The organism is Castellaniella sp. S9 (assembly GCF_027257175.1).
GTDB lineage: Bacteria > Pseudomonadota > Gammaproteobacteria > Burkholderiales > Burkholderiaceae_B > Castellaniella.
Genome location: NZ_JAPFGD010000003.1, coordinates 152,510 through 164,674, shown reverse-complemented (window position 1 = coordinate 164,674; position 12,165 = coordinate 152,510). Strand labels below are relative to the sequence as shown.

12 protein-coding genes are annotated in these 12,165 nt (G+C 67.5%); 1 reads left to right on the top strand and 11 read right to left on the bottom strand.

Annotated features, from left to right (window positions below):
• Nucleotides 1-4: 4 nt before the first annotated feature.
• From OOZ48_RS05880 to OOZ48_RS05835, 10 genes are all read right to left on the bottom strand, one after another.
• Nucleotides 5-964 carry a septal ring lytic transglycosylase RlpA family protein gene (locus tag OOZ48_RS05880; RefSeq protein WP_269496529.1) on the bottom strand — a complete coding sequence of 320 codons (960 nt, stop codon included), beginning with the start codon at nucleotides 962-964 and terminating at the stop codon, nucleotides 5-7.
• Complete coding sequence (gene rapZ, locus OOZ48_RS05875; protein ID WP_269496528.1) at nucleotides 961-1,836, bottom strand: RNase adapter RapZ; 876 nt, start codon at nucleotides 1,834-1,836, stop codon at nucleotides 961-963. Before rapZ ends, OOZ48_RS05880 begins: the two co-directional genes overlap by 4 nt.
• A 43-nt stretch (nucleotides 1,837-1,879) precedes the next feature.
• Nucleotides 1,880-2,818: an HPr(Ser) kinase/phosphatase gene (gene hprK, locus OOZ48_RS05870; RefSeq protein ID WP_269496527.1), complete on the bottom strand. Its 939-nt coding sequence runs from the start codon at nucleotides 2,816-2,818 to the stop codon at nucleotides 1,880-1,882.
• Nucleotides 2,790-3,287 (bottom strand): PTS sugar transporter subunit IIA, encoded by a 498-nt coding sequence (locus tag OOZ48_RS05865; RefSeq protein WP_269496526.1) that lies wholly within the window; start codon nucleotides 3,285-3,287, stop codon nucleotides 2,790-2,792. The genes hprK and OOZ48_RS05865 overlap by 29 nt, the downstream gene beginning before the upstream one ends.
• 130 nt (nucleotides 3,288-3,417) lie before the next feature.
• Nucleotides 3,418-3,744 carry a ribosome hibernation-promoting factor, HPF/YfiA family gene (hpf, locus tag OOZ48_RS05860; protein ID WP_269496525.1) on the bottom strand — a complete coding sequence of 109 codons (327 nt, stop codon included), beginning with the start codon at nucleotides 3,742-3,744 and terminating at the stop codon, nucleotides 3,418-3,420.
• Between the two features lie 176 nt (nucleotides 3,745-3,920).
• Nucleotides 3,921-4,721: an LPS export ABC transporter ATP-binding protein gene (gene lptB, locus OOZ48_RS05855; RefSeq protein WP_269496524.1), complete on the bottom strand. Its 801-nt coding sequence runs from the start codon at nucleotides 4,719-4,721 to the stop codon at nucleotides 3,921-3,923.
• Nucleotides 4,718-5,347 carry a lipopolysaccharide transport periplasmic protein LptA gene (lptA, locus tag OOZ48_RS05850; protein ID WP_269496523.1) on the bottom strand — a complete coding sequence of 210 codons (630 nt, stop codon included), beginning with the start codon at nucleotides 5,345-5,347 and terminating at the stop codon, nucleotides 4,718-4,720. Before lptA ends, lptB begins: the two co-directional genes overlap by 4 nt.
• A complete protein-coding gene (gene lptC, locus OOZ48_RS05845; RefSeq protein ID WP_269496522.1) occupies nucleotides 5,344-5,961 on the bottom strand; it encodes an LPS export ABC transporter periplasmic protein LptC in 618 nt (205 codons plus the stop codon). The genes lptA and lptC overlap by 4 nt, the downstream gene beginning before the upstream one ends.
• A complete protein-coding gene (locus OOZ48_RS05840) occupies nucleotides 5,958-6,560 on the bottom strand; it encodes a KdsC family phosphatase (RefSeq protein WP_269496521.1) in 603 nt (200 codons plus the stop codon). Before OOZ48_RS05840 ends, lptC begins: the two co-directional genes overlap by 4 nt.
• Nucleotides 6,560-7,549 (bottom strand): KpsF/GutQ family sugar-phosphate isomerase, encoded by a 990-nt coding sequence (locus OOZ48_RS05835; RefSeq protein ID WP_269496520.1) that lies wholly within the window; start codon nucleotides 7,547-7,549, stop codon nucleotides 6,560-6,562. The genes OOZ48_RS05840 and OOZ48_RS05835 overlap by 1 nt, the downstream gene beginning before the upstream one ends.
• A gap of 72 nt (nucleotides 7,550-7,621) precedes the next feature.
• Here OOZ48_RS05835 and OOZ48_RS05830 point away from each other — a divergent pair, with 72 nt between their 5' ends.
• Complete coding sequence (locus OOZ48_RS05830; protein ID WP_269496519.1) at nucleotides 7,622-8,167, top strand: adenine phosphoribosyltransferase; 546 nt, start codon at nucleotides 7,622-7,624, stop codon at nucleotides 8,165-8,167.
• A gap of 24 nt (nucleotides 8,168-8,191) precedes the next feature.
• On the opposite strand, the gene OOZ48_RS05825 is transcribed toward OOZ48_RS05830, so the two are convergent.
• On the bottom strand, nucleotides 8,192-12,124 hold the full coding sequence (locus OOZ48_RS05825; protein WP_269496518.1) for an FAD/FMN-binding oxidoreductase: 3,933 nt from the start codon (nucleotides 12,122-12,124) through the stop codon (nucleotides 8,192-8,194).
• Between the last annotated feature and the right edge of the window lie 41 nt (nucleotides 12,125-12,165).

Here is a 12,165-nt window from a genome sequence, read left to right as displayed (position 1 = left end):
GGGTTCACTCCATTGCGATCGTGGCCTGCAGGCCGGTCGCCAGGGATAATTCGTAGGCGGCATTGACCGCGGCGGTGCGCGTGTCGTAGGGGCCGGTGCGGACCTTGTACAGTGGCGACTGGTAGACCACCTCGGCCATGCCTTGCAGGCCGCCGGATTCCCGGTTCAGCCGCTGTGCCAGGGCACGGGCATTGGATTCCGACGAGAACGCGCCGAACTGCAGGTAGATGCCGTCCGTCACCGGAGCATAGAGCGCATTCTGGCGCGGGGCGGGCGCGGTCGTCAGCGCCGGCGCGGCGACGGCGAGTGGGGCGGGGGCGGCCGCCGTGGGGACGGGCGCCGGCGCAGCCGGAGGGGGCGCGGGTGTGGCGGGCGGGGCCGCAGCCGCCCGGGCGACGGCCGTTGCGCCGTAGCGCCCGCTCAGGATGTCGTCATTGGTGATGGCCTCGACGATGACCTGACCGCTGCCCGGGCCGATCAGGCCGAGCTTGGCCGCCGCGGCATACGACAGGTCGATGATCCGCGAGCTGTGGAACGGCCCGCGGTCGTTGATGCGCACGATGACCGAGCGGCCCGTGCCGGCGCGGGTGACACGCGCATAGCTGGGCAGCGGCAGGGTCGGATGGGCGGCCGTCATGGCATACATGTCGTAGGTTTCGCCGTTGGCCGTCTTTTGGCCGTGGAACTTGCGGCCGTACCAGGAGGCGACGCCGGTCTGGCGGTAAGGCTGGTTCTCGCCGATGGGCACGTAGCGCTGGCCGAAGACCACATAGGGCCTGAAGTTCGCCCGGGCGTGTGCCTCGACCCTCGGCACGGCATCGGGGATCGAGAGGATGTCGGCTGGAATGTCGCTGCCCGGTCCGTCGTCCTTGTAGTAGCCGCCGCCCGATCGCGATGCGCATCCCGCCACGACCAGCAGTGCGGCGCACAGGGGCATGGCGAGGAGCAGGCGCGCGCGATTCATGAGACCGGGTTGTGCAACAGGTGGTTGCGGTGGCGGATGAGCAGGGGCGAGTGGTCGGCGAACCGCAGCGCGAGCTGCTCGGTGACGTAGACGGAGCGGTGCTGGCCGCCGGTGCAGCCGATGGCCACGGTCAGGTAATTGCGGGTGTCCTGCATGTACAGCGGCAGCCATTTGCGGATGAAGGCCGAGATATCGTCGATCATGGCCTCGACGCTGCCGAACTGGGCCAGCCAGGCCGCCACCGCTTCGTCGCGGCCGGTCAGCGGCCGCAGGCGCCGGTCGTAGTAGGGGTTGGGCAGGCAGCGGACGTCGAACACCAGGTCGGCGTCGTGGGGGGCGCCGCGCTTGTAGGCAAAGGACTCGAACGTGAGGATCACCGAGGAACGGTCCGCCTGCACCAGGTCGCGCACCCAGCTGCGCAACTGTCCCGGCGTCAGGTCCGAGGTGTCGATGACGTGTTCCTGATCGCGCAGCGGCGCCAGCATGTCGCGTTCGGTGGCGATGCATTCCTCGAGCGAGGCGCCGCGCCCCTCGCGGCGCAGCCGGTCGGTCAGCGGGTGTCGCCGCCTGGACTCGGAATAGCGCTGCATCAGGGTCTGGTCGTCGGCGTCCAGGAAAATCACGTGCAGGGCGATGCCCATGGCGCGCAGGCTGGTCAGCACGCCGGGCAGGTCGTCCAGGTCGCCGGGCGTGCGCACGTCGATCGCCACCGCGATGCGCTCCAGGCCGCTGTCGCGCGTATTGGCGATGAACTCGTGCAGGAAGCGCACGGGGAGGTTGTCGACGCAGGTGTAGCCGGTGTCCTCGAGCATGCGCAGCGCCACGGATTTGCCGGAACCCGAGATGCCGGTGATGAGGACGATGTTCAGCATGTGGCGGCCCGTGCGGTTGCCGATGTCGGTGGCGAAAAGCGGATCATGGCTTGGCCTCGCGGCTGTTCTCCATGATGGCCAGGGCCTGGCGTTCGATGAAGTCGCCCATGGTGTCGATGCCGCGCAGGTTCAGGATGGTGTTGCGCACCGCCGCCTCGACCAGCACCGCGAGGTTGCGGCCGGCGGCCACCTGCAGCATGACGCGGCGGATGGGGATGCCCAGGATGTCCTCGTATTCGTCCTTCATCGGCAGGCGCTCGAAGGTGTCGGGCGTCATGCGCAGCAGGTGGACGATGAGCTTTATTTTCATCTTGCGGCGCACCGAGGTCTCGCCGAATATCGTGCGGATGTCCAGCAGGCCCAGGCCGCGCACCTCGAGGAGGTTCTGCAGCAGCGCCGGGCATTGTCCCTCGACGAAATTGGGGGCGGTGCGCGAAAGTTCCACCGCATCGTCGGCGACCAGTCCATGCCCGCGCGAGATCAGTTCGAGAGCGAGTTCGCTCTTGCCCAGGCCGGATTCCCCGGTGATCAGCACACCCAGCCCCAGGACATCCATGAAGACGCCGTGGACGGTGGTTCGGGGCGCCATGCGCTTGCCCAGATAGATGCGCAGCAGGTCGATCAGGTGGGACGCGTCGATCGGCGTGCCCAGCAGCGGCACCTCGTGCGCGATGCAGAAATCGCGCAGGTCGTCGGGGACGTCGATGTCGGCCGCCAGGACGATGGCGGGGACCCCGCCGGCGACCAGGTCCTCGAGGTGGTGGATGCGGCGTTGGGGCTCGAAGCGCAGGTAGTAGGCGAGCTCCTCGGCGCCGAAAACCTGTATGCGCCCCGGGTGGATCAGGTTCAGGTGGCCGACCAGGTCGGCGGCGGAACGGTTGGTGTCGGGGAGGATGCGTCGAGCCGAGGCGTCCTGGCCGGCGATCCAGGTGAAAGAGATCTTTTCGGCGTTGTCACGAATCAGATCTTGAATGGTCAGCATGTTCGAGCGTGCGCGCAGGTTGCTCCGCCAGGAGGATCCGGTGGATCTCGGCGATGTCCTGCGAATGGGTCAGGGCGTGGCGAATCGAGGCGTCGGACATCAGGCGGGCGATCTCGGCCAGCAGGTCCAGGTGGGTCTGGGTGGCGGTTTCCGGGATCAGCAGGAAAAACAGCAGCCGGGCGGTGCGTCCGTCATTGGCGTCGAATCGGACTGGTTCGGCCAGCCGGATGAAGGCGGCATGGGGCTCGCGCAGATCCTTGAGGCGGCCGTGCGGGATGGCGACGTCGTGTCCAAGCGCGGTCGAGCCCAGGCGCTCGCGGGCGATCAGGCTGTGAAAGACCGCCATGCGGGATACCCCGTGGTTGTTCTCGAACAGCAGGCCGGCCTGCTCGAACGCGCGCTTTTTGCTGGTGGCGGCAAGATCCAGGATGATGTCGGACGGCGACAGAATGCGTGGCGTCAGGTTCATGGTGTCATTATAGGAGGCATCCGCGCCCTGTGCGCGCACCCTGCCCGGAGGGTCTCAGACATGATTATGGCCCCGATTTCCTGTATCGAGGCCACGATTTTAAACGCCTGGAGGTTTTGGGGATGCCGACCTATTCGGTGGCGAGCACCTGGCGTTTCGGAGGTTCATGCGCATAGGTTTGCGTCTTGGTCTTGTGCTTGATGACCTGGCGGTCGATCTTGTCGGCCAGCAGGTCGATGGCTGCGTAGAGGTTTTCGTCGCTGGCGGCGCAGTGGATGTCCTTGCCGCGCATGTGCACGGTGACTTCCGCAGTGTGTTTCAGCCGCTCGATCGAGAGCATGACCTGGGTGTCGATGACGCTGTCGAAATGCCGCGTGATCCTGGAGATCTTGTTCAGGACGTATTCACGGATGGCGGGGGTGACTTCCAAGTGACGACCGCTGATGCTCAAGCTCATATTCAGACTCCTTGCAAGAGAAAACGGGTGTGCGCGGGGCACGGTTTGGTTCGTTGGCGGGTCTCCTATGGGTGGTTGAAGAACGGATGCTGATGAAACCAGTGTACCGTTTGCCCGGGTTAAATCAAGGGGGTCGGATCAACGTCCGGGCGGGGGCGGCGTTGCGCCGAGGGGGCCTACATGCGGAAGTTCTTGCCCAGGTAGACCTGGCGCACGGCCTCGTTGTCGATGATCTCGTTGGGATGGCCGTTGGTGAGGACCTTGCCCTCGCTGATGATGTAGGCGCGATCGCAGATGCCGAGGGTTTCGCGCACATTGTGGTCGGTGATCAGCACGCCGATGTTGCGGCCCTTGAGGAACTGCACGATGCGCTGGATCTCGATCACGGCGATGGGGTCGACCCCCGCGAAGGGCTCGTCCAGCAGGATGAAGCGCGGCTGCGTCGCCAGCGCCCGGGCGATCTCGACCCGGCGGCGCTCGCCGCCCGACAGCGAAATCGCCATGTTGCGGCGGATGTGCTCGATCTGCAACTCGTCGATCAGCGATTCCAGGCGGTCGTCCAGCACGGAGGCCGTCAGCGGACGGCCTTCGGGCGTGCGCACCAGCTCGAGCACGGCGCGGATGTTCTCCTCGACGGTCAGCCGGCGGAATACCGAGGCGTCCTGGGGCAGGTAGGACAGGCCCAGGCGCGCGCGCCGGTGCATGGGTATCGCGGTGATGTCGACGTCGTCGATCAGGATGCGCCCGGTGTCGGTGGGAATCAGCCCGACGATCATGTAGAAGCTGGTGGTCTTGCCGGCGCCGTTGGGGCCCAGCAGGCCGACGACCTCGCCGCTTTGGACCGACAGGGTGACGTCCTGAACGACGGCGCGCCGGCCGTAGGTCTTGCCCAGGCCGATGGCGCGCAAGCCGTGCGCCGGCGTCTCGGTGGGATCGGGCGTGCCTTGCTGCGGGGTGTCGCTATGCGCGGACGTCATTGACCGGGGGCCTTGTTGCGGCATTCGGCCGCCGCCTGGTCCGCCTGGGCGCGTGGCTTGGTCAGCGAGCGCACCCTGCCGCCCTCGCCGGCCGAGTCGGCCCCGCCGAAGGCCTCGTAGGTGCCGTCTTTCTGGTGATAGATGACGCGGGCGCCGCGCAGGTTGTCGAAGGGCTTGCCGCAGATGTAGCGGGTGATGACGGCCTGGCCGATCAGGGTGACCTCCTCGGTTTTGCCGTCGTATTCCGCGCGCACCCCGCTGGCCTTGATGGTTTCGAATTTTTCGGGGTTTTCCTGGCGGATGTGCACCAGTCCGGCCTTGTCGGCCGTGGCCGTGCCGTACTGGTAGCCGTCGGCATCCTCGCGGGTGACGAGCTTGTCCGAGCGTAGGGTCATGGCGCCCCGGGTCAGGACGACGTTGCCGGTGAAGGTGCTTTCCTTTTTGACGTCGTCGTAATGCAGCGTGTCCGACAGGATCAGGGTGTCCGGCTCGGCGGCTTCGCCGGAGGCGGGCGCCGTATCGGAAGGGGGTGGCGCCTCGGCAGGCGTGCCGGAGGCCTGTGCCAGAATGGCGGGGGCATGCAGGCAGGCCAGCACGGCCAGGATTGCGATGTACTTTTTGTTCATGGCTGGGATGTCTTTCGGGGCGTGGTTGTCCTGGCGCCTTGCTCTTCGCCGGAGATCTTGACGTCGCTGGAAGAATAAACCATCAGCTGGCGGCTGCGGTTATCGTAGCGCATGCCGGTGCCGCGCATGGTGGATTGGCCGTTGACCACCAATGCGGGCTGGTCGGTGTAGACGAGGTCCTGGTCGGGCTTGAGGACCAGGCGCTCGCTGCGGACGTCCAGCAGCTTGTGCTCGGCATCGGGCAGGCGTTTCAGGTGGGCATGGCCGACCATCACGATGCGCTCGCCGTTCTGGTCCATGGTCGCGTGGTCCGAGGTGCCGACCGTGACCGGCGATCCCGGATGGTGGCTGACCGCCTGCGGCTGCGTGACCTCGTAGGCGTCGGTGTCGGGGAAGTGTTCCATCGCCGAACCCTCGAGGCGATTGATGGCGAGGCCCTGCGGGTCGGTCCGCACCATCACGAAATGGTCGGACCACGAGTCGCGCTCGTGCGTGATGCGGCGCGGGGGGTCGATCTCGATGGAGCGCAGCGTGTAGTCCGACGCCCACCAGGTGCCGATCACGAGCAGGGCCAGCAGCAGCACGGCCACCAGGCTGGGGAAACGCTCCTTCATTGGATGCTTCCGCCCAGCGGCGACAGGGTGGCCGTGAAACAGGCCAGCATGCGGCCCTGGGCGGCGAGGATCAGGTCGCAGCATTCGCGCACGGCGCCGGCGCCGCCGCGCTGGGTGGAGACCCAGTGCGCCGCCTGGCTGACGTACAGGGGGGCGTTGGGCACGCTGGCGGCGAACCCGACGCGCCGCAGGACCGGCAGGTCGATGATGTCGTCGCCCATGTAGCCGACGCGGCCGAGGTCCAGGCCGGCCTCGCGCGTCAGGGCTTCGATGGCCTGCGCCTTGTCGCGCACGCCCTGGACGACGGGAGATATGCCCAGTTCGGCGGCGCGCCGCGCGGTGATCGCGCTTTGCCGGCCGGTGAGCCAGGCCACGGCCACCCCTTGCTCGTTCAGCAAGCGCATGCCGTGGCCGTCCAGGGCGTGGAAGGCCTTGAGCGCCTCGCCGTGCTCGCCGTACCAGAGGCTGCCGTCGGTCAGGACGCCGTCCACGTCGAAGACCATCATGCGCACGGCGCGCGCGCGCTCCTGGACGGCAGGGCTCACCCGGGCCAGGATCTGGGCCTCGGAAGGGTGCGAGAAAGCGGGCTGCTCGTTCATCAGATCACCTTTGCGGCGAGGAGGTCGTGCATGTGCAGGGCACCTAATAATAGCCCGTCCCCATCCCGCACCAGCATCTGGTTGAGCTTGTGCGCATCCATCAGGGTGGCGGCCTCGATGGCGGGGGCCTCGGGGCCGATGGCCTTGGGATGGCGGCTCATGCCCGCCGATACGGCCATGGCGCGGATGTCGCCATGCTGGGCGATCATGCGGCGCAGGTCGCCGTCGGTAAAGAGGCCCACCGGGCGGCGCGACGCATCGAGCACGATGGCCATGCCCATGCCCTTGGAGGACATTTCCGTGAGGGCGTCGGGAATCAGGGTGTCCTCGGCCACCAGCGGCAGGGCCGCGCCGGTGCGCATGACGTCGGCCACCGAGGTGAGCAGGCGTCGCCCCAGCGCGCCGCCCGGATGCGAGCGCGCAAAGTCGTCGCGGCTGAAGCCGCGCGCCTCGAGGCAGGCGACCGCCAGGGCATCCCCCATCACCAGCGCCGCCGTCGTGCTGGCGGTGGGCGCCAGGTTGAGCGGGCAGGCCTCCTGGGCGACGGCGGCCTCGAGGACGAGGTCGGCGCTGTGGGCGAGCTCGGAATCCGGACGGCCGGTCAGGGCCATGATGCGCGTGCCCATGCGCTTGGCCACCGAGATGATGGTGATGAGTTCCTGGGCGGAACCCGAATACGAGATCGCCAGCAGGATGTCCTGGCCGGTGAGCATGCCCAGGTCGCCATGGATGGCCTCGGCGGCGTGCATGAAGAAGGCCGGCGTGCCGGTCGAGGCCAGCGTGGCCGCGATCTTGCGGGCCACGTGGCCGGACTTGCCGATGCCGGTCACCACCACCCGTCCCTGGCAGGCCAGGACCATGCCGGCAGCCTCGGCGAAGTCGTCGCCGATCCGGCCGCGCAGCGCCTGCAGGGCGGCGATCTGGATGTCGAAGCAACGTTCGGCGCTGGCGCGCAAGGCCTGGGCGGTGGGCTGCGGATTCGTATACATCCGTGGATTTTACGCTGAGGCGCGCAGGCTTGTTAAACTGTGCCCGCTTTCACCCCCCTTCTGGAATGCTCCATGAAAACCGACCCGGCCCAGTTCATTCGCGACACGATCCGCACGGTGCCGGATTGGCCCAAGCCCGGCGTGAGGTTCCGCGACATCACGCCCGTTTTGCAGGACCCGCGCGCCTTCCGGGTGCTGATCGATCTGTTCGTATACCGCTACATGCGCCAGCGCCTGGACCTGGTCGCCGGCATCGATGCGCGCGGCTTCATCGTCGGCTCGGTGCTGGCCTACGAACTCAACCTCGGTTTCGTGCCGGTGCGCAAGCAAGGCAAGCTGCCGTTTCGCACGGTGGCCGAGCAATACGCGCTGGAATACGGCAATGCGGCGGTCGAGATGCACACCGATTCGGTGCGCCCGGGCCAGCGCGTGCTGCTGATCGACGACCTGATCGCGACCGGCGGCACGATGATGGCGGCCTCCAGGCTGCTGCAGCGCCTGGGGGCGAACGTCGCCGAGGCGGCCGCGATCATCGACCTGCCCGACCTGGGCGGCTCCAAGGCCGTCCGGGATTCGGGGCTGCCGGTCTACACGGTCTGTGAGTTCGCGTCCGAGTGACGGCCGCCTGATACCGCGATCCTGCTACACCAGCACCCGCTCGATGCCCCCCGCGTTGGCCGCCTTCACGTAGTCCGGCATCCAGTTCTCGCCCAGCAGGTGGCGGGCCATTTCGACCACGATGTAGTCGGCCGCCAGGCCCGTATCCTGCTCGTAGCGGGCCAGGCCCTGCAGACAGGACGGGCACGAGGTCACCATCTTGACCTGGCCCTGGAAGCCGTCCTCGCGGATGGCGGCCGTGTTCTTGGCGAGTTCCTCCTGTTTGCGAAAACGGACTTGCGTCGAGATGTCGGGGCGCGAGACCGCCAGCGTGCCCGATTCCCCGCAGCAGCGGTCGGTCTTGATGGCATTGCCTTCGCCCAGCAATGACTTGACCGTCTTCATCGGGTCCTGCTGCTTCATCGGTGTGTGGCAGGGGTCGTGGTAGATATAGCGCACGCCCTCCACGCCGGCGATGTCGACGCCCTTTTCCAGCAGGTACTCGTGGATGTCGATCAGCCGGCAGCCCGGGAATATCCGGTCGAACTCGTAGCTCTCGAGCTGGTCATAGCAGGTGCCGCAGCTGACCACCACGGTCTTGATGTCCAGGTAGTTCAGCGTCGTCGCCATGCGATGGAACAGCACCCGGTTGTCCGTCACCATCTTGTCGGCCTTGTCGGACAGGCCGTTGCCGCGTTGCGGATACCCGCAGCACAGGTAGCCGGGCGGCAGGACCGTCTGCACGCCGACATGCCACAACATGGCTTGGGTCGCCAGGCCGACCTGCGAGAACAGGCGTTCCGACCCGCAGCCCGGGAAATAGAACACCGCCTCGCTGTCGGGTGCCGTGGTCGCCGGATTGCGGATGATGGGCACGATCTCGGGGTCTTCGATGTCCAGGAGCTTGCGTGCGGTCTGCTTGGGCAGGCCGCCGGGCATTTTCTTGTTGATGAAGTGGATGACCTGCTCGCGCACCGGCGCCTTGCCCACGGTGGCCGGCGGGTGGGCGACCTGTTTCCTGGCAACCGGCGCCAGCAGGTCGTGCGCGAGACGCTGGGCCTTGTAGCCCACGCCGATCATGGCGGCACGGGTGGCCTTGATGACGCGCGGGTCTTTGGCGTTCAGGAAGAACATCGAGGCGGCCGTGCCCGGATTGAAGGATTTCTGGCCCATGCGCCGCAGCAGCGCACGCATCTCCATCGATACGTCGCCGAAATCGATGTCCACCGGACAGGGGTTGTAGCACTTGTGGCACAGCGTGCAGTGGTCGCCCACGTCCTCGAATTCCGCCCAGTGGCGGATGCTCACGCCGCGCCGGGTCTGTTCCTCGTAGAGAAAGGCCTCGATCAGGAGCGACGTGGCCAGGATCTTGTTGCGCGGCGAGTACAGCAGGTTGGCGCGCGGCACGTGCGTGGCGCAGACCGGCTTGCACTTGCCGCAGCGCAGGCAGTCCTTGATCGCGTTCGAGATGGCGCCGATCTCGCTGCGCTGCATGATGAGGGATTCGTGCCCCAGCAGATTGAAGCTGGGCGTCCAGGCGCGGCCGAGGTCGGCGCCGGGCATGAGCTTGCCCGCATTGAAGCGCCCGTCGGGATCGACGCGCCGCTTGTAGTCCTGGAAGGGGGCGAGCTCCGCCTCGGTGAGGAATTCGTACTTGGTCAGGCCGATGCCGTGCTCGCCCGAGATCACGCCGTCCAGGCCGCGGGCGATGCCCATGATGCGGGCGACCGCCTCGTTGGCCTCGCGCAGCATCTCGTAGTCGTCCGAGTTGACCGGAATGTTGGTGTGCACGTTGCCGTCGCCCGCGTGCATGTGCAGGGCGACGAAGACGCGGCTCTTGAGGATGCGGTCGTGCGTGGCCTGCAGGCCCGCCAGCACCGCGGCGCAGTCGGCCCCCGCGAAATGGCGCTCCATGGCGCTGCGGATGTCGGTCTTCCAGGAGATGCGCAGGGTATGGTCCTGCACCACGTCAAAGACCCGCGCCGCCGGCTGGCGCCCGAGGCGTTCGCGCAGCGCCGGCAGGTGTTCGCCGAGGCCCAGTTCGGCCAGAGTGTCGAGGCTGCCGCCCAGGGGCTGGTCCAGCCCGTCCAGCAGCCACGTCCAGCGGCGGCGCACGGCGGCCAGCGTGTCCAGGGCGTCTTGCCGGCGTTCGGCCAGGATTTCGTCGCGGGTGTGTTCGGCGTCGTCGTGATCCACGGTCTTGCCCACCGGCAGTTCGCCCTGCAGATAGGCCTCTAGGGCGTCGATCAGGCGCAGCTTGTTGCGCGTGGACAGCTCGATGTTGATGCGCTCGATCGCGTCCGTGTATTCGCCCATGCGGTCCAGGGGAATCACCACGTCCTCGTTGATCTTGAACGCATTGGTGTGGCGGGCGATGGCCGCCGTGCGCGCACGGTCCAGCCAGAATTTCTTGCGGGCCTCCGGGCTGACGGCGATGAAGCCCTCGCCATGGCGGGAATTGGCGATGCGCACGACCTCGCTGGCGGCCAGCGCCACGGCATCGTCGTCGTCGCCGACGATGTCGCCGATGAGGACCATTTTCGGCAGCGTGCCGCGCTTGCTCTTGGTGGCGTAGCCGACGGCGCGCAGATAGCGCTCGTCCAGGTGCTCCAGGCCGGCCAGGATGGCGCCGCGCGCACGGCCTTCGGTGTCGAGATAATGTTTGACCTCGACGATCGAGGGCACCGCGTCGCGCGCCTGTCCGAAGAATTCCATGCAGACCGTGCGCGTGTGCGCCGGCATGCGATGCAGGATCCAGCGGGCGGCGGTGATCAGGCCGTCGCAGCCTTCTTTCTGCACGCCCGGCAGGCCGGCGAGGAACTTGTCGGTCACGTCCTTGCCCAGACCCGCCTTGCGAAAGCGGCGTCCCTCGATGGCGAGGGTCTCGGTCCTCAGCAGCGCGCGGCCGGGCGGTTTGGCGCCGTCGAACCATTTGAGTTCGAAGCGGGCCTCGTCCACCTCGTGGATCTTGCCCAGATTGTGCGCGAGCCGCGTGACCTCCAGCCAGTTGCCTTCCGGGTCCACCATGCGCCACCAGGCGAGGTTGTCCAGGGCGGTGCCCCACAACACGGCCTTTTTGCCGCCCGCGTTCATGGCCACGTTGCCGCCCACACAGGAGGCGTCGGCCGAGGTCGGGTCCACGGCAAAGACCTGGCCGGCCGCCTCGGCGGCCTCGGCCACGCGGCGCGTGACCACGCCGGCGCCCGTCAGGATGGTGTGGACAGGGCCCTCGACGTCCGGCAGGGCCACGGCCTCGACCGGACCGATCGCGTCGAGTTTTTCCGTGTTGATGACCACGGACCGCCAGGTCAGCGGAATGGCGCCCCCCGTGTAGCCGGTGCCGCCGCCGCGCGGGATGATCGTCAGGCCCAGGGCGATACAGGCGCGCACCAGGGCGGCGATCTCGTCCTCGGTGTCGGGCATCAGCACGACGAAGGGATACTCGACGCGCCAGTCGGTGGCATCGGTCACGTGCGACACGCGCGACAGGCCGTCGAAGCGGATATTGTCCTTGGCCGTGATGCGCGAGAGCTTGCGCAGCGCAGTCTGGCGCAGGGCGGCGGTCTGGACGAACTGCTCTTCGAAGCGGGCGACCGCCACGCGGGCCGCATCCAGCAGCTGCAGCACCTTGGTGTCGCGCACGCCGTGGTCGTCGTCGCGCCGCTTGTCGATTTCAGAGAGCCGGTGGGCGAGGGCGTCGACCAACTGGTGGCGGCGTTTGGGGTCGTCCAGCAGGTCGTCCTGCAGGTAGGGGTTGCGCTGTACCACCCAGATGTCGCCCAGCACCTCGAACAGCATGCGCGCCGAGCGCCCCGTGCGCCGCTCGCCGCGCAGTTCGGACAGCAGCGTCCAGGCATCATCGCCCAGCAGGCGCAGGACGATCTCGCGGTCGGAATAAGACGTGTAGTTGTAGGGGATTTCGCGCAGGCGGGGCGCCTGGGCCTGGACAAGCAGCTCGGGGTCGAGAGGGGCGTTCATGGGCGGTTGCAGCGTCAATGCCCCGGATCGGGGCGCGGGTA